24 protein-coding genes are annotated in these 25,392 nt (G+C 34.7%); 2 read left to right on the forward strand and 22 right to left on the reverse strand.

Annotated features, from left to right (window positions below; translation table 11 throughout):
• Positions 1-191 precede the first annotated feature (191 nt).
• The 9 genes from HT728_RS00480 to HT728_RS00520 all read right to left on the reverse strand — a co-directional run bounded on the left by HT728_RS00480 (position 192) and on the right by HT728_RS00520 (position 6,748).
• Positions 192-413 carry a hypothetical protein gene (locus HT728_RS00480; protein ID WP_000916559.1) on the reverse strand — a complete coding sequence of 74 codons (222 nt, stop codon included), beginning with the start codon at positions 411-413 and terminating at the stop codon, positions 192-194.
• Between the two features lie 53 nt (positions 414-466).
• Positions 467-766, reverse strand: a complete 300-nt coding sequence (locus tag HT728_RS00485) for a hypothetical protein (RefSeq protein WP_001081472.1) — start codon at positions 764-766, stop codon at positions 467-469.
• 407 nt (positions 767-1,173) lie between these two features.
• Positions 1,174-1,557 (reverse strand): hypothetical protein, encoded by a 384-nt coding sequence (locus HT728_RS00490; RefSeq protein ID WP_226958615.1) that lies wholly within the window; start codon positions 1,555-1,557, stop codon positions 1,174-1,176.
• 367 nt (positions 1,558-1,924) lie between these two features.
• Positions 1,925-3,067 carry a site-specific integrase gene (locus tag HT728_RS00495; protein WP_060628689.1) on the reverse strand — a complete coding sequence of 381 codons (1,143 nt, stop codon included), beginning with the start codon at positions 3,065-3,067 and terminating at the stop codon, positions 1,925-1,927.
• Between the two features lie 44 nt (positions 3,068-3,111).
• Positions 3,112-3,453, reverse strand: coding sequence for a DUF771 domain-containing protein (locus HT728_RS00500; protein WP_060628690.1), 342 nt, complete (start codon positions 3,451-3,453; stop codon positions 3,112-3,114).
• A gap of 75 nt (positions 3,454-3,528) precedes the next feature.
• Complete coding sequence (locus tag HT728_RS00505) at positions 3,529-4,761, reverse strand: replication initiation factor domain-containing protein (RefSeq protein WP_060628691.1); 1,233 nt, start codon at positions 4,759-4,761, stop codon at positions 3,529-3,531.
• Between the two features lie 311 nt (positions 4,762-5,072).
• Complete coding sequence (locus HT728_RS00510) at positions 5,073-5,807, reverse strand: DUF87 domain-containing protein (protein WP_173233194.1); 735 nt, start codon at positions 5,805-5,807, stop codon at positions 5,073-5,075.
• The gene (locus tag HT728_RS00515; protein ID WP_060628693.1) at positions 5,791-6,441 is read right to left on the reverse strand and encodes a hypothetical protein; all 651 of its coding nucleotides are present in this window, start codon (positions 6,439-6,441) and stop codon (positions 5,791-5,793) included. Before HT728_RS00515 ends, HT728_RS00510 begins: the two co-directional genes overlap by 17 nt.
• A 10-nt stretch (positions 6,442-6,451) precedes the next feature.
• Positions 6,452-6,748 (reverse strand): hypothetical protein, encoded by a 297-nt coding sequence (locus tag HT728_RS00520; protein WP_060628694.1) that lies wholly within the window; start codon positions 6,746-6,748, stop codon positions 6,452-6,454.
• Positions 6,749-7,261: 513 nt separating this feature from the next.
• Between HT728_RS00520 and HT728_RS00525 the strand changes: the two genes are divergently transcribed.
• On the forward strand, positions 7,262-8,479 hold the full coding sequence (locus tag HT728_RS00525; protein ID WP_173233196.1) for a hypothetical protein: 1,218 nt from the start codon (positions 7,262-7,264) through the stop codon (positions 8,477-8,479).
• A 104-nt stretch (positions 8,480-8,583) separates the two neighbouring features.
• Here the strand turns inward: HT728_RS00525 and HT728_RS10715 are convergent, their stop codons facing one another.
• Positions 8,584-11,634, reverse strand: coding sequence for an SEC10/PgrA surface exclusion domain-containing protein (locus tag HT728_RS10715; protein ID WP_173233198.1), 3,051 nt, complete (start codon positions 11,632-11,634; stop codon positions 8,584-8,586).
• 135 nt (positions 11,635-11,769) lie between these two features.
• On the opposite strand from HT728_RS10715, the gene HT728_RS00535 reads away from it, so the two are divergent.
• Positions 11,770-12,108: a helix-turn-helix transcriptional regulator gene (locus HT728_RS00535; RefSeq protein WP_173233200.1), complete on the forward strand. Its 339-nt coding sequence runs from the start codon at positions 11,770-11,772 to the stop codon at positions 12,106-12,108.
• Between the two features lie 298 nt (positions 12,109-12,406).
• Here HT728_RS00535 and HT728_RS00540 read toward each other — a convergent pair whose 3' ends face one another.
• From HT728_RS00540 to HT728_RS00595, 12 genes are all read right to left on the reverse strand, one after another.
• The gene (locus tag HT728_RS00540; protein WP_173233202.1) at positions 12,407-13,726 is read right to left on the reverse strand and encodes a glycoside hydrolase family 32 protein; all 1,320 of its coding nucleotides are present in this window, start codon (positions 13,724-13,726) and stop codon (positions 12,407-12,409) included.
• 9 nt (positions 13,727-13,735) lie between these two features.
• Positions 13,736-14,581 carry a carbohydrate ABC transporter permease gene (locus tag HT728_RS00545; RefSeq protein ID WP_000819520.1) on the reverse strand — a complete coding sequence of 282 codons (846 nt, stop codon included), beginning with the start codon at positions 14,579-14,581 and terminating at the stop codon, positions 13,736-13,738.
• 1 nt (position 14,582) lies between these two features.
• Positions 14,583-15,485 (reverse strand): sugar ABC transporter permease, encoded by a 903-nt coding sequence (locus HT728_RS00550; RefSeq protein ID WP_000032532.1) that lies wholly within the window; start codon positions 15,483-15,485, stop codon positions 14,583-14,585.
• 95 nt (positions 15,486-15,580) lie between these two features.
• The gene (locus HT728_RS00555) at positions 15,581-16,891 is read right to left on the reverse strand and encodes a sugar ABC transporter substrate-binding protein (protein WP_060628702.1); all 1,311 of its coding nucleotides are present in this window, start codon (positions 16,889-16,891) and stop codon (positions 15,581-15,583) included.
• A gap of 75 nt (positions 16,892-16,966) precedes the next feature.
• Positions 16,967-17,962: a LacI family DNA-binding transcriptional regulator gene (locus HT728_RS00560; protein ID WP_173233204.1), complete on the reverse strand. Its 996-nt coding sequence runs from the start codon at positions 17,960-17,962 to the stop codon at positions 16,967-16,969.
• Positions 17,963-18,869: 907 nt separating this feature from the next.
• Positions 18,870-19,640, reverse strand: a complete 771-nt coding sequence (locus HT728_RS00565) for a TSUP family transporter (RefSeq protein ID WP_173233206.1) — start codon at positions 19,638-19,640, stop codon at positions 18,870-18,872.
• Between the two features lie 14 nt (positions 19,641-19,654).
• Complete coding sequence (locus tag HT728_RS00570; protein WP_088788311.1) at positions 19,655-20,503, reverse strand: formylglycine-generating enzyme family protein; 849 nt, start codon at positions 20,501-20,503, stop codon at positions 19,655-19,657.
• A gap of 2 nt (positions 20,504-20,505) precedes the next feature.
• Complete coding sequence (locus HT728_RS00575; RefSeq protein WP_173233208.1) at positions 20,506-21,975, reverse strand: arylsulfatase; 1,470 nt, start codon at positions 21,973-21,975, stop codon at positions 20,506-20,508.
• Positions 21,976-22,297: 322 nt separating this feature from the next.
• Complete coding sequence (locus HT728_RS00580) at positions 22,298-23,653, reverse strand: PTS sugar transporter subunit IIC (RefSeq protein ID WP_001094994.1); 1,356 nt, start codon at positions 23,651-23,653, stop codon at positions 22,298-22,300.
• 9 nt (positions 23,654-23,662) lie between these two features.
• Positions 23,663-23,980: a PTS lactose/cellobiose transporter subunit IIA gene (locus HT728_RS00585; protein ID WP_173233210.1), complete on the reverse strand. Its 318-nt coding sequence runs from the start codon at positions 23,978-23,980 to the stop codon at positions 23,663-23,665.
• A 16-nt stretch (positions 23,981-23,996) separates the two neighbouring features.
• Positions 23,997-24,314, reverse strand: coding sequence for a PTS sugar transporter subunit IIB (locus tag HT728_RS00590; protein WP_001151646.1), 318 nt, complete (start codon positions 24,312-24,314; stop codon positions 23,997-23,999).
• Between the two features lie 14 nt (positions 24,315-24,328).
• Entirely contained in the window at positions 24,329-25,225 is an 897-nt protein-coding gene (locus tag HT728_RS00595; protein WP_173233213.1) for a haloacid dehalogenase-like hydrolase, read from the reverse strand.
• Positions 25,226-25,392 lie beyond the last annotated feature (167 nt).

Genomic DNA, 25,392 nt, shown 5'->3' on the forward strand with positions numbered 1-25,392 from the left:
TGAAATCCTTGATAATAATAAGTAAAATTCTTAATTTTATTTTAAAAAAATAGAAAACAAAAATAAATAAAAACGGGGTAGCAAAAATTGAGCAAAGTAGGGACATGCCTTCTCCAACAGGAGTAAACACAAAAACAGAGCATGCCATCAATATTATAGTGATACAAAAGGCTAATCTCATTTTTACGATGTCATTCATGAGTTTCACCTTTCTTGGTTTTTAAAGCTTCTAATAATTTAGCAAACATTATTGGAAGTTGCAATAAAATTAAAGTAACTCCTAATAACAAGGCTATCTTCATAGATTGATAAGGAGAGAAGGATTTTAGGTCAACCTGAGCTGAAAATCCTCCTAGCAGAGACACTATGAAATATAAACTAATAAAGGCATTTTGACAAAAATTCTTAAGCATATTTTTCTCCTTTTTTTAAATATCTAATAAGGAAGAGGGATTAACCTTCCTTATTAGATATAGCTTTTAGGGCGACGATGTATTTTACCAGATGAGATGTCATCCATGATAGTCGTTCCATCTTTATAATGAGTACGATTAGAAGCATATGCTATTTTCTTCATCACATCCAGTCTCGCAATTTTTAATCCGAGATTAGAATTGGAAAGCATAGCATTTTTAATATCTTCCAAATCTTGAGAGTTAATAGAAAGTAATGTCACATTTCCTTCTAATCCATTTATTTTCCTGATGAAAAGGCTAATTTTCTCAGCTGTCTCTGTTTTCAGAAACTCTAGTACATTTCTATTCATTTCTTACCTCTTATTTTTTCTAATTATTGATTTTTTCTAGAAACAAAATCAATTCAACGGTGAAGCTCTAGCTTTCATCTTCATTCGTACCTCCTTTTGTGTATATCTAGCTTTACATAAACCTATGATTTAGAGTATAGTTTCTCAATTATTCTCAGAAACTATGGAGATGATTTAATTATCATACAAATCAAAGACCTCTCCTTGCTCATCTTCACCGTAACTCTCGAGTTCCTCATAAAAGTATTCCAAAGCAGTTTGTTCTTCTGGTGTCATAAAGAAACTCCTTTCTAAACAATATTAGTAAAAAATACGTTCTTATTTCCATTCTAAATAAAGTAGTGTTTTTATCCCCTAGTAGGTTTTATTTTAGCGGAGCATTACACTCCGCATTAATATTGATAGTATTAAGAATCATTATTACTTAATAAAAATTGTGCCCTCAAACATAGACGTATACAAAATGCTCTATGTATGCGTTTCGCTTGGAAGACATCTAAGAAAAAATTTTGTAGTTCAGACAGTAAGATTAATACATCTTCCTCTAACATAAGTGATGTCTGGTACTCCCAATTATTGCTCTGTTTTAACGATGAAAACGGTATAGCTGTCTCTTTTAATTTTATCCAATCTATACGTTCTTTTTTAGGAACGTATTCTCTAACAGCCTGACTAACAATACTGGAATAGCTTACTTCATAGCCTAATTTATTGTAAACATCATCTTTAAGCTTATCTAATATCTGCCTGGATTCAGACGCTAAACGCATTCTAACATTCTCTTTTCCCATATTATCACCCCTTTCTGACGGGATTATATTATCCCGTAAATTAAGTATATAACAATTTAGAAAAAAAATCAAGAATTAAGTTGAAAAAAATTCCACAATCTAAAAATTTATCATTTTATGACAAACATACTATCGTTAAATGCTGATTTAATCGAAATTTTGAGTTATAAACTCCTCAGTTTCGAACTCAAAATCAGCCGTGCCCTTGCCGTGCAGGATACCCTTCATAAACTTATATAACTACTTTAATACCTTAAAAAGCTAATAAAATAAGGAATATCTAAGCAATATACATTCTAAAATACCTGTAGGGGGCATAATTTAGTGCCTAAAAGCCTTATTCTAAAGGCTTTTTTTCGTATCTGTTCTACTTTTGTTCTACCAACGGATACTCACTTAAAAGGTTTCGAATAATCTGATGTTCTTTTTCTTTCTTCTCTTTTAAAAGATGACCATATGTTTCTGTTACCTGTTTTATATTTTTATGACCCATTACATGAGCAACCACCCAGATATCAATTCCCTTTGCAAGCAACATGCTAGCATAAGTATGCCTTATACCCGTAGCAGTTAAATTATATGGAAAAATTTCTAGTTTTTTTAGTATCGTTTGTAAACTTTGATTTACAGCATTGTTACTAGGAACTCCATACACAGTATCATAGAAGAGGAAATTTTCTTTTTCCTTAATCCCTTGATTTTTATAGACAATCTTTTGTTCTTTCTTTAATAATTTCAAAACCTCAGATGTTTCTTCATCTATAGGTACATCTCGAACAGATGTATCCGTTTTGGGTGGTCTCCATTTATAATTATAGTAGCGCCTATAAGTGTGAATTACTTGATTTTCAAAATCAACGCAATCCCAAGTTAAACCTAAAATCTCTCCGAAACGCATCCCTGTTTTAAAGGAAACAAACAAAAGATAAGGAATCACAGATTTACTGTAATTAAGATGACTTTTTAAATGAACTAAAATCTTATAATAGTCTTCAATATTATCAATATATTTTTCGTCTGTTGTCTTGCTTTTCTTCATCCCTGAAATAATCGCACCATCAGTAAAATCAACTATATCTAATTGGTCACGTTGAGCAAACTGAATGACTTTTCGGATTTCTGAGTTTAGTCGTGCTACAGTATCTTTTGTAACCCTCTCAGCATACGAATTTAAAGCTCGTTGATATTGACTAAAACGAATAGAAGTTGCCGATCTATCTTGAAAAAGTTCCTTTATCAAGTCCCCTCTCTTCATATGCTTAAAAAGCGTTGATTCACTTTTTCCAAGTGGTCTTACAACAACATCAAACCACTCTTCCCATAACTCATATAAACTAGCTTGCGAATTAATTTTTGCACCTGACATCAACTTCAATTCGATAGCTAAAGCTTCTTTTTCTGCTTCCTTCTTCGTTCGGAAACCACCTTTTGATGCAACAAGTTTTTTGTCACTATCTACAATTCTATAATCCCATGTACCACCTTTTGTACGTTGTCTAAAAGTTGCCAATAGTTACCTCTTTCATTAGATAACCAAGGTTTTTGCCAAGGCTATTATATCATAATTTCTCTAAAGTTTTCTTCAAACCATTGTTTTGTTTTACTCGCCAAAAAGAAATAGCGTCCACCTTGGTTCTCAGGATATTTAACAAACCCATTTGGATTTAATTCAACATCAATTTCTCTACGGATTTTTGGGTTATACAATACATTATCAAGTAACCACGGTCTTGAAACTGATAAAAGTTGTAGAACATCAGATAAGGTCATATACCTACCTTGAGAAGAGTTATGTTGTAAATTATCATATTCTTTTCTATCAACGATAATTTTATCTTCTGGCAATTGTATCTCTATATTGATTAAATCAACAGTAATTTTATTTATCTCAGTCATAGAAAATTCTCCTTTTTTATGAGACAATAGTATAGAGATGGTGAAAATCATCCCTATACTATTTTTCACGCAATATTACTCTTTATTTTTAGGTCGTTTCGGAGTAATATTGTTTTTTTGATAGAATAAATTAAAACTATCTTCAAAATACTCTTTATAATTTAATTGAGAGAGCTCTGAACCAAATTTGTTAATCCATAGCTCAACATCTTGGTTTGGTAGGTAGTTCCACTCATACTCTTGAATTAGCCTAATGATAAAGTGATTACGGGCTTGCGTACCCCAAATTTCCTCAATTTTCTTTAGAAGTGGATAAAATCCGCTACCTTTTAACAAATAAGAAATGGTTGCTAATAAATCATTATTTCGAGAGTTTAAGGATTCAAGCTCTGGGAAGCTACCAAATCCTTTAAGTAAATCACTAGTGAATGGCAACAGTTGACCAGTCTTGGTGTCATGAAAACAATACTTGTCAATCATTTTATTAACAATGAGCTTGCTCAAATCTTGAGGGCTATCAATATCAAGAAGTAAGGCTAGTATTTGATTGCTATAAGTTCCTTTGTAAGAAGCTTCCATACGGACCCAAGAATTGCAATACTTAGTTAAGTGCATATAGCGACCTTGATTGTCTAATTGTTCCTGATACTTGTTATAGATCCGCAACAGAGCATTTACATTCTTTTTCTTGCTACCAATATATATCGTTTGCGCCTGACCATTTACTTCTTGAGCGCTAATGTTAGAAACATTTTTACGTCCCTTGTGATTGGTAATGATATATCGCTTACCTTTCATACTTTGGTAAAGCTCACTGACAGACATTGGATAATTAAAGTAATCAACAGCAAGGTCAATACGAGAGAGGCGCAAGTCATAATAGTCAGCGTACAGCAGTTGTGCTATATTGTGAACGTCAATTGCTTCACTATAATAGTCTTGATAGGAGGCTTTATAGTGAGACAAAGCCGATGCAGAAAATTTCAGGATAATTCCCATAGTAAAATTAGTTTGATGCCAAGCAATCGCAAAGTAATAAGGGAGATTCTGAAAGGTAAAGCCGTCAGTATAGCCTGCTGGTGAGGTTTTCAGTGGAATATAATCTCCAAATAGAACTGGGAGGGATAGCTTTTCTGCTACTGTTTCAGATAGAGATAAAGCAATTTGATGCCAATTATCTGGATATTCTCCTACAGTATCTTCTGTCGGTTTGATGACAAACGTAGCTTCATCGATACTAGTCATGATGACTGGCTTGCGGTTATTGTTTTTTTGAAGATACTCTTCAATTTCATTTTTATAAGACATAATCTCCTTCTTTCAGTTCGCCTAATAAGTGAAAATTAACAAGGCGGTGGATTATTTTTGTTAACTATTACTTGAGTAGCGAAATTTCTATATTTTAATTATTCCACTATTTCAAGGAATAAGCACCCTAAGTTTTATCAAGTACGAAAAGACTTGATTTGAGAGCTTTTTAAAGTAGAGAGAAGTTCTTTCCCTAAAGTGGGATTTCTAAAGCAAAGAATTTAGGTGACAATGGAACGGGGGTTATTACATATCCCCCTACTGCTCGGCAGAGCCGAGCGAGGCAGTAAGACATTCTGCTTCGCCACGGGCTACTCAGAGTCAACTGCCTCACTACTCTTATACATACCCTCTAAAATCTTGCTCTGAACTTTAGCTACATTATAAATCGGAACAACTATTTCTTTAGTTGCTTCTCCAGAACTAATGAGATATCCCCTACCTCTAGAATGTTTACGATTTACTACATCTTTCTCATCGCTTATTAACATATTTAATACTTCTTTACTGAATGACCCAAGAAGTAGAATATTATGTATATTTTCTCTCGACTTACCAAAATATTCCGCATCTGGTCTTTGCTGACTAATCCAAACATGAATATTAAAAGATCTACCAAGCATCAAAATCCTTGAAAGTTGTCTAATCCTAGTATCACGTTCCTTCTTTTCTAGCATCGTAAAATACGCACTCATCTCATCAATAAAACATATGATTAGACTTCTACTTTCATCTTGTCCAGATTGCCTGTTTTTCAGCAAAGTATCAGATACAAAATCAAAGAACAATCCTACTCTTTCAAATCTATAAAAATTCTCCTGATTCTCAAGAAATGAAAACTCTAAATCTCCTTTGAAGTCTGCGACAACTAATTTTGCAGAGCTCAAAACTGCTTTTGCAAGTAGTAACTGACTTGCATATGTCTTACCGCTTCCACTCGAACCAAAAATTGCTAAATGTGGTTTTTTTACATCTATTGGGAGAGGAAAGTGAATTCCTCTCTTCAATAACTCAGCATCTAGTACAGCATTAATTACTGAAATCACTATCCTCTACCTGCACTATTTTTTCTTGTTTAGCTTTATATACATCTAATTCTTTCTTGAAAGAACTAGCTTCATTCCCATTAACAGCAAGCAAAAAGCGTATAAATAGATAGTTCACGTTATTATACTCGGCTACTGCTACTGATTGACACGAAAAGCTTTCAGCGTTTGTTGATGTCATAGCATGATTTTCAAGAAACTCTGACAAATAAATATTTATTTGAGCTTCAACTTCATTAGAGTTGAAGTCTTTTACATTTGAATCTGTCACACACACTACTTCAATAATTTTTGCAGTTTTTTTCTTGCTCGCTCGAACTGCTTGCCATTTTTGAAAAAGATAACGATTTTTAGAGTCTGAATCCAATCTACTTACAATTTGTTTGAAACACAGAGAGAGTTTGCTATTATCATAGTAAACTTCTTCTCGTTTTGTATTCAAACCAACCCACACAGCAAACGGTAACGCTATAAGCAGTAAAACAACCATTTTTAATAAAAGATCCAAAATAGCTGGTAAAGCATAAATAAAGCTAATCAATAAAGCTAACGACACAAGAATTAGTAAAAACTTCTCTAACTCTGTACGTTTTTTGAAATAATCTATTGCTACTCTATACTTGTTTTTAAACATATTAAGTACCTCAGCTGGCTTGAGAGACTTTTACAGAGTCTGCTTTAATTGATAAAGAAGCACTATTCCCTGAAATATACGAGCTAATTGTAGTATTTGAAAGTGTTAATGTAACTACACTATCTAAATACTTTATAAAGTCGCTAGCATTTACATTCATAACTTTAATTGAATGTGTTGTAAACCTTCCATTTGCTGTCCGGCTCCCAATCTGGAAAGTCGCACCAACTACAACAGCTGTCTCAAAATCTTTACTATCTGAGACACCAAGTAGTAAACCTGCTGTCTGTAATGTTAAACAATTCATGATTGTTCTCTTTTCTATCTCTATTCATTAACATTTCTACTAATATATGTAGAGAATCACATAGTAGTGAAAATAGCGAAATTACATACCTCTTCTACTTCATATTAATCACATCCTTTCTATAAATCTTGAAAACACTAAATGTATTTTACAAGTTCATTTTAACCCAAAACAAAAACGTAATTCAGTAAAATAAAAATTTATTTATATAAAAATACTTCTCTTATTTTACATTGCATTCAATTCAGCTTATGTTATAATCAAAACATTCTATTATATAGAAGCACGTATTAGTGAAATTATATAGTTCTTCTACTTCATATTAACCACATCCTCTTTACTATAGATTGTGTAAAACGCTAAATGTATTTTAAAAGTTTATTTTAACCCAAAACAAGAACGCGATTCAGTAAAATAAAAATTTATTTATATAAAAATACTTCTCTTATTTTACATTGCATTCAATTCAGATTATGTTATGATAATCAAAATAATAAACAAGGAGTATCGGTCATGATTTCCCAAGAAAATAATTTTAATGAATTTTTACTATATAGAAGTGATGAAAGTAATAGAATTTTGCTTAATCACTTCGTCAATAAGATGAAAAAAAAAAGTAACTACCGTAATTTAGAAAACAACGAATTATTTTCTAAATTTATTAGCAACATCAATATTTTCTATACTATAGTCAGAATACTGAGAGAAGACAATAAAGATCTGACGGATAAAGCATTTCTTGATGAATATTTTAAAGGAGATGCTCCGAATTCTGAAAAAACGTTATATAACTGGATTCAACGTTCTAAAAATTTCCAAAATAAAGTTAGAACGAGAACAACAAAGGAAGTTTACATAAAACATATACGTAACATACCAACGTCTTTCAAACTGTTCGATGAATTTCGTATCTATGAAGGATTAACCGATTTGCAAAAAAGTCTCAGTTATCCTATAAATAGAAGTGATAAACTAGATTTACTGCAATCATTTTTTAAAGAATTAGAACCAAGGAATTTGGAAATAATATCTAATTCTATTATTCAATATTCTTCTGAATTATCTGGAAAAAATCTAACACTACATTTATTTCTTGATACCAATCAAACAATAGTAGACTTAGATATAAAATCATGGGCTAAGCTAATTGATGGATTAATTGAAAACTTTAAAAATGTTGAGTCTAGTAAAGATTTTAATAGTGCATCTTTTAATAAAGAAAAATCACTAAATACAATCTATAATTTTTTAAATATACTCCCTACACAGTCTCTCCTTATCCTAGTGGAAATACTTGAACTAGTTTTTAATCTTAAAAAATACCTAAAAATTGAACTAGAACCAAAACTACAAAATAAATTACCTAAAGAGATAAGAAATAAGAAATTTTTAACCTCTAATGTAATTAATCAGATTAATGATACACTTCAAACAGAAATTAAATCACCTTCACCCCATAAATTACTTATCAAGTTTAAAACTTATTTACTTGCTATTATAGATGAAGAGGCAGAGTTTGAAGTATATATGAGAAAGATGGGTTTTACAAGCATAACTGAATATACAGAACATATGATGAGTATGGAAGATTTTGAAGTATATATGAGAGAGATGGGTTTTACAAGCATAATTGAATATATAGAACATATGATGAGTATGGAAGATTTTGAAGTATATATGAGAGAGATGGGTTTGATAAGCATAATTAAAGATGGAGAAAACAATAAATAATTATTAAAATATTTATTTTTATAATCATATCACTTAACGTAATTTACTACTAAATTCAAAAAAGAGAGCAATCGCTCTCTCTTTTTATTATTACAATTTTGTCTTTATACCCACTCACCATTGGCATTGACCGTATAGCCATCTGGTGTAGTAGTATTCACTGCCAAAGCTCCTGAGCTATAGGCATAGTACCATTTACCAGAAACTGTAAACCAGCCTGTTTTCATAGTTCCAGCGCTATCAAGGTAATACCATGTATCATTATCTTTTACCCAACCAGTAGCCATTTTACCGCTATCTTTAAGATAGTACCATGTGCCATTGTCTTTGACCCAGCCTGTAGCCAGTGAACCTGTTTCATTCAAGTAATACCATGAGCCACCAGTTTTGACCCAGCCAGTTTGCATCCAGCCTGTATTGTCAAAGTAATACCATGTACCCTTGATTAGTTCCCAACCATTAGTAGTGTATGAACCATCTTCATGCTGATACCACCAGCGACCAGCTGTCTCAATCCAGTTACCAGTCTGAGAATCTTTTGCAGTCTTAGTTTCCGTTTTTTGTTTGGCAACTACATCTACTTTGGCTTTATCTTGGCCAAACACCCCACCATTGTTATTTACAACAGGAACTTCAACACGTGGAGTTGTTGGAAGAACAGGAGCTACAGGAGCTACAGGAACGCTAGGAACAGATGGAGTTGTTGGAAGTACGTACTCTGGAAGAGCTGGACGGACTTCAGGGATACCCTTTTCTGTTACAGGATGTTTCTTCAACTCTTCTGCTTGAAGACGAGCTTGCTCTGCTTCATAACTTGCTTTTGCTACTGCATAAGCCTTATGCGCTTCTTTGGCTACTTTTTCTTTTGCTTCAAGTGCTTCTTGTGCAGTTGTTTGGTTTGCTTTTGCTTCTTTGAGCGCTTCTTCTGCATCTTTCAACTCTGCCTTGCGAGTTTCAAGCTCTTTGACAGCAACTTTCAAATCTTGAACCAACTCTTTTGAAGAAACAACTTGTGCTTTTGCTTGGTTAAGTGCTTCTTTGGCAACAGATACCGCTTGAGTAGCTTCTTCTGCTTTTGCTTGAAGAGAAGAAAGAGTTGCTTTCTCTGCTTTGGTTTCTTCTTTTGCTTGGTTAAATTCTTTCTCTGCTTGTTTTGCAGTTGCTTTCAACTCTGCCAACTTCGCTTCTTTATCTGCCTTTGTAGCAGACAAGGTAGCAACCAAGGCATTGGCATTTGAAAGAGCGACTACGGCTTGATTATGAGTGGTTGTAGCAGATTGAAGAGCTTGTTTCAAGGCTACTGTATCTACCAACTTAGCTTCTTGTGCTTTCAAGTTTGAGTTTGCAGTTTGCAATGCAGTCTCTGCTTCAGCTACAGTTTGGTTAGCAGTTTTAAGAGTTTGTTCTGCTTGTGCTTTTTCTGCTTTTTTAGTAGCTACCAAAGCCTCAGCTTTTTTAACACTATCTGTGTCTCTAGCTTTAGTATATGGATTTTCCACTTCTGTACGACTAAAAGTTGAGTTAGCCATGAATGTTTCTGGGATACCCGGTACTGTGTGCAAAGTATACATACCTGCTACTTGACTAGCACCAAAACCTCCGTAATAAAGAGTAGTGTCACCTTTTTCAAAACCAAGTGTACCACGAGTATGTCCATAATCATTTTCTGTAGATACAAACATAACCAAAGACTCATAGAGTTTAGTACGAATTTCTGACTTAGTTAAGTATTCTAATTCAGACTTCTTCTTAGGATTAGTTTCAATAAAGTTTACTGAATTCTCATAACTTTGAAGCCCTCGACCTTCTCCCTCTTTACGGTCAGTTTCAGACATGCCATCATTCAAACCATACTCTTTAGCAACTTTATTGATACCGATAGCATAGTGTCCATGACCATTTTTCTTAGCACGGTAGCTATCTAGCAACTCAGGGGTAACACCATCTTTTTCGTATTCACGTGCAATTTTATCTGCAAAATGGAATGAATCCTCAGTCACTTTCACATCAGACAAACCAAGTTGACGACGCATTTGATTTGTTAGGTCTGCTGCATAGAGAGTCAAATCACGTTTAAAATCTTCTGGTAGATTATTCAAATCATATTTCTTAGTATCTTTAGAATCAGATTCTACAGGTACAAAATGATTGATTTGAGCATTTTCCAATTGAGTTTTCAGAATTTCTGCACGAGTTTCTTTAAACTTAACAGGAACTTCATCTAAACGATCGTTGTATTCTCCATTTTCAACTGCTTTCAAGAGAGCTACACGAGCTTTTACAGCTTCAATAAACTTAGGAGCTAAAGTAATTGTACCTTGTTTTGTATTTTGAATAGCTTTCAAAGCAGATACCGCTTGGTTATACTCAGCAGTTAGGCCTGTTACTGCTTTGTCTGCCTTTTCTTGTTCTGCTTTGGCATCCGATACCGCTTGAGTTTTTGTAGCAATCTCTGCCTTTGTTTCTTCAATTTGCGCTTTTGTAGCTTGATTTGCTGTTTCTGCTTCTTTAAGAGCAGTTTCTGCATCTGTTTGCGCTTGTTTGCTTGTTTTTTCGGCTTCTACGGCTTCTTTTTGGGCTTCCTTGGCATTTTCCAAACCTTTGCCATTAACAGCGTCTGTGGCGATTTGAACCGCTTCTGTGGCACTTGTAAGTGCTTTTTCTTTTGTAGCTTGAGTAGCTTCTTTTTCTGCTACAACTGCTTCTTGTGCAGATACCGCTTGGTTTGCTTCTGTAGCTTTTGTTTCTGCATTTTTAACCGCTTCTGCTTTCGCAGGAACTTCTGCTTCTGCCTTAGTAACTGCTTTCTCAGCTTCTGTAATAACTGCTGGGCTTGCCTTTTTCGCAAAATCCTCTGCTTTTTTCACAGCTTCTGTTTTCTCATTGACAAGAGAATCTGCTTCATTTGTAGCACGCTTGGCGTCTTTTATCGCCTGTGTGGCTTCCGCTACAGCTTGATCCGCTTTTTTAGCTTCTGCTTCTTTTGTAGCAACTTCTTCTTTTGTCGCTACCGCAGAAGCAGTTGTTTCCACAACTTCCGCCTTTGGTGCTTCCACATTCACTGGTTTTGGAGCGACTTCTTCTGCGCCTACTGTGTTAAATAGAGAAACTGTAGCAGCTGCGGCTGCTGTCATTGCGATTGTTGATTTTTTCATATTGTTTCCTCTTTTTTCTTTATAAACTTATTATACCACAAAGCAACCTTTAAAGGTTATTTATGTGTAAAATAACTTTAAAAAGTCTAAAATTTGTACCATTTTGACTGTATCATGTAAGTAGCGAGGTACTACATGACAAATAACAAAACCAATCTTCAAGATTACATCTCTAAAAGAATCCGTCTATTGCGCTTAGAAAGAGGATATACTCAAGAACAACTAGAAGAGATGGCTGATTTGGGTACTAATTATATCTACAAATTAGAAAATCTTTCAACTAACTTAAAGATTCAAACGCTAGAGAAAGTAATGGAAGCCTTAGAAGTAGATTTAGATACATTCTTTGATATACAATTAAAAGAAGAAGACCCCAAAATTTCTCTACTTGTTGATGAATTAAAAACTCTTCCAACTGAACAACGCTCCCGAGTTTTAGATGCCTTGATACTTATCCTTAAAGAAATAAGATAAAAAATGTTCTACTTTTGTTCTACCTTTTATTTTTACAGGCAATTTAGAGAGTGGCAAAACCTTGATTTATCAATATTTTTGTTACTCATTTTTACTTATTTGAACTCTAAATCGACTGTAGGGGGCATCTAAATACAACAGGAAAAGCCTTAACATCAAGGCTTTTTTTCTTGTCTCAAACGGCTTCCTCCTCAAGTATATAAGCATCTTTTCGCCTTTTCTACTATCTAATCAAACAAAAAAATCTCTTTCAACATTTATAGAAAGAGATTTTTCTTTAGGAGAAGTTACTTAATTTTTAATCGATTCGTGATAGCTCAGCTGGCACTGTTAGGTAATAAGTTGCAGTCAAGCTTGCTTCACCTTGATTGACAAAAATCTCTATGGAATTTTTATCTAGAACAACTTCCAATTCTTTAGCTTCAATATCTACATACCGTCGACTAGTATCCTGTTCTTCTTCACCTAGAATTTTTTGAACAAGATGGTTACGATCAATGTAAACTTGCTGCGCATTACTGTCATAACCAAATTCAAGATAATCTGTATCATTTCCTAAATGGTATTGACAATCTTTATCTATTTGGATTTGATATTGGCCTTTTTTAACAGGGAATTGTCTTAGTTTGCCATCTTCCAATCTTAGAATTCTAGGAACAGTCATGACACCAGCCCATTTGTGTTCTTGGTCATGGGTTGGAAGGGTACGCCCCCATGTCTGCATCCAAGCAATCAGGATACGACGATTTTGATCGTCCAACAATGTTTGTGGAGCATAGAAGTCTTGACCATGATCAATTTCTTGAACTGATTCTGGGATAAAACGTTTTTCTCCCCAATCTACCTTACCCGTGAACAAAACCGATGAGTTGATGTTATGATATGAGTCTCCCTCACGCTGATAACGCATGGGTGACATAATAAGGCAATCCTTCCCATCTAACTCAAAGTAATCTGGGCATTCCCACATAAAACCTTGATGTTCCACACCTTTTAAAAAGATAGATTCGAACTGCCATTCTACTAGGTTATCGGACCCTAGTAGAACGATACAGCCCACATTATCCTTGTGTTTGGCAGCTACTACGGAGTAATAGCGTCCATCTTTTTCAAAGAGTTTTGGATCACGGAAATCAGCAGCAATCAACTCATCTGGCAAGTCTGCTCCAGTTGCAACTGGATTTTGTTCAATCTTTTCAAAGTGAATCCCGTCGTCTGAAAATGCCATATTTTGCACTTGGCGGACACCAGTTTCTTCTTCGATATGCCCAGTATACATGAGCCAGAGGCGATCATCCTTGACAATGGCAGAGCCTGAGAAACAACCATTTCGGTCATAATCTTGGTCAGGAGCAAGTGCCACCGGCAAGTGCTCCCAAGTCACCAAGTCCTTACTTTTAGCATGACCCCAGTGCATAGGTCCCCAAACACTATCATAAGGATAGAATTGATAAAAGAGATGGTATTCTCCACAAAAATAGACAAATCCATTTGGATCATTGATCCAACCAATCTCAGCTGAAAAATGTTCTTCAGGCTTATATTGAGTATTAACGAGATGTTTATTTTCTGCTATAAAACGATTGGCTTTTTCTACTGTAAATGTTTTATTTATCATAAGTATATCCTATTTTATTCCAGTTCCGGAACCACCCAGACCTTGAACAATATATTTCTGAGCGACTACATAGACCAAAATCAACGGAATCGTTGAAATAGTTAATACAGCCATTACCTGATTGATATAAACTGGTTGAGTTGTATTAATAGTTGTAATTGCAACCTGCATTGAAAATTTAGAAGAATCTGTCAAAACCATCAATGGCCAGATATAATCATTCCAGCTTGAAATAAATGATAAAACACCAACTGTAGCAACTGCAGGTTTAGACATTGGAAGCATAATTCTAAAGAAAATTCTAACGATACTTGCTCCGTCCATCTTTGCAGACTCAAGAATCTCTTCTGGAATTGCAATAAAGAAATTCCTAAATAAGTAAATATTAAATACACTCGCCAATCCTGGAATAATAACTGCAAGACGATTATTGACCAAACCTAAGGAATTGATAATGGTAAATTGTGGAATTAACACAGTTTCTACTGGAATAATAAGTAAAGCAAGTAAGAAACCAAATAAAATTTTCTTACCTGAAAAATTGACTTTTGCAAAAGCGAAACCGGCCAGTGCATTGACAATAATAGAACCAATAGCAAACGTTCCAGCATAAAAAATGCTGTTCCCTAGATAGGTAAAAATACTAAATCGCTCAAATACTTCCTGATAAGGTTTAAACCAATCAGCGGGATTTAAACTTGGTAAGAAGGCTTGCCAACTAGTTAAATTTTTATAAACATCCGCTTCTGGCTTCATGGCTGAAACTACCATCCAAACCATAGGAAAAAGGAAGAGTCCTGCCAATAGGGTTAACAGAATATATTCTAAGATTGTTGTTGGTTTAAATCGTTTCATCTTAGTCATCCTCCTTCAGAACGCGACGTTGCACTAAGCTAATCATACCAATTAACGTTGTAAATACTAAAGCGATTGAGCTAGAATATCCTACAAGACGATCAGTAAAACCTTGTTGATAAATATAGTACACCATAGTAATTGTTGAGTTTAATGGCCCACCTTGCGTCATAACCATTGGTTGTACAATTAGCTTAAAAGCAGAAATTAAAGTTGTTAACAATACAAACAGGGCTGTTGGTTTTAGTAGGGGCATCGTGATATAACGAAACTGAGCCCATTTTGAGAATCCATCTAATTCAGCAGCTTCATAGACATCTTGTGGAATATTCTGCATTCCTCCTAAAAATAAAAGCATCTGATAACCTGCACCCTGCCAAGCAGAAACAAAAACAATTGCATACATAGCTTGTTTAGGACTAGTCAAGAAAGGTTGAGAAGCAATACCTACCTTATTTAAAATAGCATTTAATAAGCCACTATTTGGATTTAAAAGATAAAGCCAAAGAATAGAAATAACTACCAAGGACATGACAACTGGAGCAAAAAAAGCCACTTTAAAAAACATATTCCCTTTGCGCTTTTTATTAACAATCAAAGCCATTCCTAAGGCCGCTCCCAATTGAACTGGAATAATCCAAACAACAAATTTCAAAGTATTCAAGAAGCTCTTTAAGAAAATCGGATCTTTTGTTAATCGAATAAAATTTTCAAGTCCAACAAATTTTCTTTCATCTGGTGTCAACAAATAATAATCTGTAAAAGCGTAATAAATGACCATTCCAACTGGAATTACTAAAAAGATACCTAATAAAATTAAAGCTGGAGCTAAAAAACTATAACCTAGTATGTTATCCTTTATTTTTTCACGTCTTTTTGTATCCACAACAGTTTCTTTACTCATATCCATCTCCTTTAATCATATATATCAAACTAGGCTATTAACAAGAAAGGGGAAGGTAGTTCCAAACATTTTCCTTCCACCTTCTTTTTTACAGATTATTTGAGTGACTGATCAATAGCAGTTTGCATTTCTTTTGTACGAGTATCCAAGACTTTTTGCACATTTGGATTTTCTTCATAATAGCTGATATCTTGCATCGCTTGTTGAAAAGCTCTAGAAACCTGAGGATATGCTACGACAACTGGGCGAGCATGAGCTGTTTTTGAATTTTGTTCCATCAAGAAACGCATTGGTTCGGACACTTTATCTTTGATATTTTCAATTGTAGATTTACGAATCGGAAGGACCGAATTCCCCAAGCTAATAATTTCACTTGATTCTGTATTTGTAGCAAATTTAACAAATTCAGATGCTGCCTCTTTTTTATCAGATTTTGTCGTAACAGCTAATTGCCAACTACCTGAAGGGGATACTAATTTTTTCGTCTTACTAGATACTGGGTAAGGAAGGATACCAAAATCAATATCTTTGTAGTTTGTATTCATGTCAGCAATCGTCCAAGAACCACTCAAAAGCATTGGATACTCTCCTGTTTCAAAACCTTTTTCGACTGGACTAACAGTTGTATAACCTTCTTTTACAAGATTTTGAATGAATTGAACTGCTTCTACACTCTCTTTTGAGTTGAAGTATCCTTCTGCCTTTGTTCCATCTTCGTTTACAACAGAACCATTATTTGACCAAATCAACGGCATATAAGCATATGGTAACATTTCATCGTTTGAATTAATACGAAAATCAATTGCCGGTTTGTTATAATGATCTTTCAATTTTTTAGCAATCGTATTAAATTCATCCCATGTCCATGGCTTTTCTAGCGTTGGAAGCTCTGATTCCGCAATTCCGGCCTCTTTGAACATTTTTTTGTTGTAATAAACACCAACATTCGATTCAGAAAATCCAAATGCATAGAATTTGCCATCATAAGTTCCTTGTTGTTTAATACTGTCCAAAACATCATCCATATTATTATCTTTTAGATAATCATCTAGCGGAGTAATCACTTTAGATTTTGCATAAGCTGCCGTATTTGGTCCATCAAGGGTAATAACATCTGGAAGACTATTAGTCGTGATAGCAGCATTAACCTTGTCTTCATATCCTCCACCACTACCACTACGAGGAATATACTCAGTTACAACTTTGTACTTACTTTTTCCTGATTGATTAAAGTTGTCAACAACTTTTTGCCAAGCTTTTCCTTCATTGGTTTCGTCAGAGAATTGTACCCAGACTTTAATATCATTTGAAGAACTAGCTTGTTTTGAGTTAGTTCCTCCACTACAACCTGCAAGTATAGCTAACGATAGCCCCGCAACAACAGATAACATTGTACCTTTACGCATTATTTTCCTCCTTTTTGAAACGTTTCATTTGTTGATTATATTATAACAGCGCTTTCATTAATTGTCAAGCGCTTTTTAAATTTTTTTTGTTGTTTTATCTCCCCAAAAATATGTGGGAATTACGATTCGTTTTTCTAGAATCTCTTCTCGCTTAATCATTTTCAGTATCATTGCAACAGATTCTTTTGCCATCATACCAATATCTTGAACTATTGTAGACACTAGATAAGATTGATCGACAGAAGTTTTTAAACCATCAAACCCAATTATCTGGTAATCATCAGGTGCTATTTTCCCCAGTTCTTTCATAACACTAATAACTCTCAGAGCCATCATATCATTTATTGTAAATATACCATCAATTTCTTTATGAGATTGCAAAAAAACTCTTATCTGATTTTCAGGATTTATTAAAGGTTCTTTCATTTCAAAATTATAGACATCTACTCCTAATTCCTTAGCTTTTTCTCTGAATCCTTTACTTCTGAGTATAGTCTCATTCTCATACATATTAATTGAACCAATAAAAGCAAGGTGCTTATTATCCCTTCTAACCAGTTCCTCTGCTGCAGTTTGTCCTCCTTTGTAATTTGCTGAAGTAACATAGCATACATTTTCCGAAAAATGTCTATCTATACTTACAAACGGTAAATCGGATAAAATATATTTGTCAATATCAGAATATGTAATACCAATAATTCCATCCACTTTATTTTGTTTCAACATTTCGATATATTCGATTTCATTTTGTGAATCGCTATCAGCGTTACAAATAAATAATTTATAATTATATTTTAATAACTCTTTCTCAACATGATAGGCAAACTCCGAGAAAAATGGATGCCATATGCTCGGAATAATCAAAGCGATAGTTTCTGTTCTATTCTTTTTCATACCTCGAGCATAATTATCAGGGATATAGTCCAATGTTTTTATAGCCCTTTGAACTTTCCTTAAAGTTACTTCTTTAATGCCTTTTTCTTTATTAATCACACGTGAAACTGTTCCAACACTAACTCCTGCTTCTAAAGCAACATCTTTCATGGTAATTGATTTTCTTTGTTCTACCATATTATCACCTCCTTTCAATATATAGTATCATGCAAACGCTTTTTAAGCAACTATTTCTCAATCATTTTTGACCAGATCCTTTTTCCTATCATGAATAAAATCACTCCAATCAGCTTTCTAAAATTCTTTCAATTTTCATGTGTGAACATCTACATAAAACAGGAAAAGCCTTTATTTGTTTCCTATCTCCCCTTTTTCATGATGTATTTTCGTACAGGTGCTTCAATAGTTTCTATAGTAAAATGAACCAAAAATAGTACACGTTGCGGTATAATGTTCTTATGGCATATTCATTAGATTTTCGTAAAAAGTTCTCTCCTATTTGTAAGCGAACAGGTATAGTCAATTGATTGTCAGTTTGAAGACCAAGAGTCGTAAGGCAAAATATGTGGCAGAATCCATCCAAGGGTGGCTAGCACAATTTCTAGTGAACCTCTTTAAATCTATTACATTTGACTGGGGAAAAGAGTTTTCAAAATGGAAAGATATTTCCAATCAGCACGATAGTGAGAGCTTTTTTGCGAATCTAGGATGTCCAAGACAGCGGTGTCTCAACGAACATTCAAATAGACTTTTAAGGTGTCATGACTTGCCAAAGTAGACAGATTTCAACAAAGTCAGTCAAGAATTTTAGGCTGGGCAAAAACTCAATTTCAGGAAAATGAAATAAATATTCCCACAATAAAACGCATAATATCAAAGTTTCAACACCTGATATTATACGTTTTTTAATTTTAAAGACTTTTTTCCCAGCCTCAAGAAATCACATCCCACCTAAATCCCTTGGATACCAAACACCTCATCAGGTATTTTCTGAGTTGGTAAGACTGTCTAGCTTAATTTGACAAATAGAGGGCGTTAAATCCAGTTTTTACAGGAAGTCTATTTAAATATTTTCACACTGACCTTACAAAATATGAAATAAATTATATAAAGTTATTCCCATGACAAAGAATAACATCCCTTTAAAACAGTATCTTACCCAATTTTCAGGTAAGACTTTTGATACAACCGTCCCCAATACCCCTCCGCATATAGAAGCAAGAAAAATAACTGGAACAGGTGCTAAATGATACTGATTTAAACCTGTAACCACAACAATTGTAGCCAAATGAGACAACTGGGAAAAGAAAATAATTGCAAGAGAATACATCGTTGCTTCTTTTATCGAAATAGAAAAAAACACCATCAATAAAGATACATTGAGCGGACCACCACCAATCCCTAAAAAACTAGAAATCAAGCCCAATAGAAGACCACAAATCATATAGAATCCTATCTTATCAAATTGATAAGTTTTTTTAAAATCTGCTAAAACAAATGATACAAGTAGCATCACAAATAGTAAAATCATTTGAACAATGAATACTAGCCGTACTGATAATTGAGATAACAGAACTTGAAAAATAAGATGACCTAGAAATCCTCCTAAAACAGAAGAAGAGGATACCGTAAAAATCAATCTCCATTTTATCTCTTTACTTTGTGAAAATCTTTTGATTGTTGAAATAATCGCCATTATAAAAACAGAGAAACTAGAATAAAAAGCAATATCACTGACCGAATGGTATCCAAAACTATCCATAAGTGGCTTAATTATAATTCCACCACCCATGCCTGATATAGAACCCAATCCACTAGCTATTATAATGATTAGAAAATAAATAATCTCAACCACTTTTTAAGTCCATCCTATTCTTTCAAACATCTAAAACCTAGATGGCTACTAGTTGAAGTAGAAATACATCCATTTCTAGCAGCTACTCGGTATCGATTACAATAAGAACAATGACATAAAAAGGAACCTCCTCTGATAGCATACTCCTCCTCTTGTATCCCATATTTTGGCAACTCATAGTCATCTTCATTAAAACTAGCTAATAAGGTATATCTCGGATTGCGACACCATTCCCAAACATTCCCAATCATTTGATATAGACCAAAATCATTAGGTAAAAATTCATAGACAGGAGCCGTTCCTATAAATCCATCTAAAGCAGTATTTTCATAAGGAAATCTTCCTTGCCAAGTATTGGCATGATAATATCCACCTTCTAAAAGAGTATCTCCCCAAGGATATTCAGATTGTCTTCCTCCTCTAGCAGCATATTCCCACTGTGCTTCAGTCGGTAAAGACATTCCGCTCCAATTACAGAAAGCCAATGCATCTTCTAAAGCAACATGAACTACTGGATGGTCTTCTAAACCCACTAGATTACTGTTCTCACCGTAGGGATGTTTCCAGCAAGCGTTCGGAACTTGTAACCACCACGGAGCCCCAGCAGGATGAGGATATCCCTCCCTTTCTGCCTCTGGAACGAACAATATAAAAACAAAAGACCACTCTTGTCGCTCAGCTAGTGTTTTATAGCCTGTTTCTTTCACAAATTGAGCAAATTCTTGATTCGTAACTGGAGTATCCGCAATGGAGAAATCCTTTACACTAACAGCGACTTGAGGACCTTCAAAATCATCTAAAAAGCCCTCTTCAGAATTTGTTCCCATCATAAATGTCCCACCCTTGATTTTTTTCATCTTCATGATTAAGTATCCCCCGTTTTCGTTAGAGTGGGTGTTATTTTAGATAGTTCAACAGGAACTAACTCTTCATCCACAACAAAACCTTCTTCTCTATATCTAAGAAAGTCTACTAATTTTTTCTTCATTTGACGAACCATAGGTTGGTATTTTTCACTTGGATACAAATCATTCATTTCATGCGGATCTTTTTTCATATCAAATAACTGATAATGATTTAAAACAGGAAACCAGATAAATTTCCACTGGTCTGTCAAGATATATTGACTAGAATCTTTTCCTAAAGCATGTTCACCATGAAATTCTGTTCGCCACCCCTCGTACTGTCCAAATAATAAATTCTTAACACTCCGTCCATCTAGTTCATCTGTAGTAGTTCCTCCTGCCAAATCCACGAGTGAAGGAAAAATATCTTGGATTTTCACTAATTGCTTGATTGTTCCCCTATTACCAGCTATCAATCCAGCCGGATCGTAAATGAACGAAGGAATGTGGATACTTCCTTGATAAGGATATCCCTTTCTAAACAGATAATGTTCACCAAGCTGATCCCCATGATCCGAAACGAACCAGATAATCGTATCTTTATCATGACGAAATTCTTTTAGGGCAGTCAAAAAGCGACTAATTTGATGGTCTATATGAGTAATCAATCCAAAATAAGCAGCAACCATTCTTCTTTGATCATCTTCCTTTAATTTCCCTCTTAAAGCATAAATAGACGGAATTTGCTTTTCTAATACTTCCCAATTCCCAATATGCAAATCGAGAAATTGAGGCAAGCGTTCCATATACATATCAAAATAGTATTTTGGGGGATTTAATGGAGCATGTGGTTTTTCAAAAGACATTTTGAGAAAAAAAGGAACCGTTGGATCTCTTCTTTGTAAAAATGAAATGGACTCACTCACAACCCAGTTTGTTGGATGTAACTTCTCATCTTTATCCCAAGGTCTAGCTTCCCAAGAATTACAATCCATTCCGTCATCAATCAAATCAACATCATAACCAACTTTACCCTTTAAAAAGGCTAGATAGTCACTAGCATAATCAAATTGACTTCCATAAGCCTTGTCATACTTTCTATCAACATGTAGATACCCATCGTGAAGCAAGACATGATCAAACCCAAGTCTCTGTCTGGAAGGAAAAACATGCATCTTACCAATACACTCTGTTTGATAACCCATATCTTTAAAGACTTTTGGAAGAGTATTAGTAAAATTCCAAGGCACCTCATCTTGATAACCAACACGTCCACTTTTATCTTGGTCTAAGCCAGTCAATAAAGCTGCCCTAGCAGGAACGCAAGAAGGAACTGGAGAATAGGCATTTTCAAAATTATAACCTACACTAGCCATCATATCTAATGTTGGAGTGCTAACTAGCTTATCCTTACTATTCAAGGATAAGGCGTCTGCTCTCATTTGATCTACAACAATCAAAATAATATTTGGCTGTTTTGTCTGAACCATAAAATCTCCTTTCTAATATGGCAAAAGAGGCACAAGAAGATATCTACCTTTACTGCACCCCTTTCTATATCAATCTTTCTATATAAAGCGATAACATTCTTGTTATGTTTTATAGAAAAATGAACTAAAATATGACTAAATCGATTAGAAAATTCAAATCATTTTCTAGCACTGTTTTAGAAGTTACAGTGTACTATTCTAACTTCAACAGACTATAAACCTTTGTCTAATAACAATTTTAGTGGAGATAAGAAATCCTACACCTAACTCATCTTACACGTAATCTATTTCTATTTTATCACAAAAAACGCAAGTAAGACCCTTAACTCAATTCAGTTTTATCTGCCATTTTCACAAATGGGAAATAAGTCAAGACACTAATAATCAAACAAACAACTGATAAGATGATGGCACGCCAATCAAATGCTGTAGAGAAGAAACCATATAAAATTGGTGGCATTACCCAAGTAACATTTTGCGTAACAGGTGAAACAAGACCCCAGCTTGTTGCCCAGTAAGCTACCGTTGCCATGAAAACTGGGCTAAGTACAAATGGTATAAATAGCAAAGGATTCAAGACAACTGGTAAACCATAATTGACCGGCTCACCAATATTAAACAGAACTGGTGCTAGACCAAGTTTGGCAACTTTTCGATAATGACTGTTTCTTGAAAAAATTAAAATAGCAAGTACTAATCCTAATCCTCCAAACCAGACAAACGCCCCAAAAGATCCACTTGTCCATATATAAGGAATCGGTTCACCTTTTTGGAAAGCATCCAAGTTCGCTAACATAGCAACTCCAAATAGCCCTTCCATGATGGGAGCCAATACATTTCCTCCATGGAGACCAAAAAACCAGAATAACTTATTCAAAAAGATCATCAGAATAACTGCAAAGAAACTTTGAGACAAACCTAGTAATGGCGTTTGTAACACCTTGTAAACCCAATCAATCAATAAGTCATTGCTAAGTAAATGGAAAACATAAGTCAAGATGGCTACTATATACATCGCCATAAATCCTGGAATGATAGAAGTGAACGGCTTAGCAATCGCAGGGGGAACTGAATCTGGTAACTTGATTACCCAGTTCTTTTTCATTACTTTACAGAAAATAATAGAGGCTAAAAATCCAATCATCATGGCTGTAAAGTAGCCTCTAGCATTGATATGGTTTCCTGGAATCACATTCCCAATAGTTACCATCAGATTTTTACCATCAAATGCTAGATTATCAATTCCTTGTAGGATTTGATCTAATTTCACATCTCCTACATTTGCCAAAGGGAAACTCTTTGTAACTGTACTTCCAATCGAAATGACAAACGAGGCAAGTGATACCAAACCAGCAGAAACTGTATCAACCTTGTAAATCTTAGCGATATTCACTCCCAAGCAATAGATGAACAACAATGAAACAATTGGTATACTTCCCTTGAATACCAAATTATTGATGTCAACAAGCCACTGAAAGGTTTTCGTAATACTTTCTAAGTGAAATTGTTGTGGTAAATCCACTAGAAAAGCATTTAATAACAAAGCAATGGAACCTGTCATAATAACAGGCATAGTCCCCACAAATGAATCACGTAAAGCAACTAAAAACTTCTGATTCCCAACTTTCATTGCAATTGGAGAAAGTTTTTCTTGCATTTTATCCAACATTGTATTCATACCAAACTCCTAATTTTTTTCAAATCGTTTGTACACTTCTACCACTTCTTTTGCTAAGTCAACAAAGGTCAGACTCGTCATTAAATGATCTTGCGCGTGTACCATCAAGAGGCTAATTGAAGTTTCTTCCCCCTGTGCCTCTCTTGTCAACATTTCTGTTTGAGCTTTATGCGCCTGTAATAAGGCAGCATTCGCATCAGCTAATCTTTGATTGGCTTTTGAGAAATCAGCTTTTTTTGCTGCCTGAATAGCCTCCATAGCATTACTTTTGGCTTCCCCACCATACATAATTAGCCCCATTACAGATTCTAAATTACTTTCATTCATAGCATTCTCCTCAATCTTAGTCTAATAAACTTTCAGCTAAATCTAAGACTTTAGAACCATTCATCATTCCGTAATCTGTCATCGGAATAACCGCCACAGGAATCTGTCTATCTTTTAGTTTTTCTTGAAAGTCCCCTAGTAAATAGCGAACTTGAGGGCCTAAAAGCAACACATTTACTTCCTTTGTTGCTACAATTTCTTCTGCTTCAGGAGCTGGAACTGCAAAAATTTCTGCATCCAACCCCTTATCTTCTGCTGCCTTTTGCATCTTTGTCACTAGCAGACTTGTACTCATACCTGCTGCACATGCTAACATAATTGTTACTTTAGCCATAGCTTACTCCTTTATCACCTATTTACTGACCTAGCCAAGCGAGATACTGTATGTCTCACTCCTCTAATTGCCTTGCTCAATGCATAAATATTCTCGACTGTTGCCAGTCCCCCATATCCTGCGTCACCTATATGTTGAATATCAACTCCACAAATTTTATTTCTCAGCGCTATTTCCCTAATTGTCTCCGTATCAGATGTTTCTTGGCTAGTCCCAATAGCACTCAGTACTAGCCCACCTTTACTGTGAACTAAATCTACCACTGCGCGTAATTCTTCATCGTTAAAAGAAGGAACTGTCCCAACAGCTGGAACCAAAATCACATCTGCACCTGCTTCAAGCAACTGCTCCGCAACGGAAATATCCGCGACAGGTTCCTTTACACCAGCGCCGTGCATTTTACCAGCTATAATCAAACCTGAGAAATTCTCTTTAGCAGATTGAACTGCTTTGATAATCTCTTGATTGCTAACTCCTGTACCTGGATTTCCAGTCAGACAAACAAAATCAAACCCAAGTTCTTCAATCCTCTTAAAGGTATCTCTGTTTGCAACACGACCTGCAACAATTTCCTGTGTTTCCTCTAGCATCTTTGCAGATGGGTCAATCGGTTCCAAATTTACACCAATTGGGCAAGCAACGAGCTGGTGTAAGCGATGAATAACATCATCACCTGAACTATCCAAAGCATAAATTTTAGGCTCAAAAACATCAACACAATTCAATAAAATCATGTCAGCTCCAAAAGCTCTAGCAATTTCAGAATTAGTGATATCTCCAACAAATGTCTCACGAGTGGCTACATTTTCAGATAGAACAACTCTACCTTCACTTGCTAAAATACTTTGTTTTAATTCTTCAGCATTCATCTCTAATATCTCAGATGGATTTGCACTAATTAAACGTTTCATTCTCAATCCTCCAACTGATTGAAATATTTTCGTAACAACTAGGCTCTATATCATTGTTAGCAAGAACCCCTATCATCACATACTACTCTATTTTCTATCTTGTGAATTACTTTCCATTATTTTCCGTTGCACTTCCTCTTAAATATATTTTATTATCAAAAGTTATC

Source organism: Streptococcus sp. 544 (assembly GCF_013277385.1).
GTDB lineage: Bacteria > Bacillota > Bacilli > Lactobacillales > Streptococcaceae > Streptococcus > Streptococcus mitis_BA.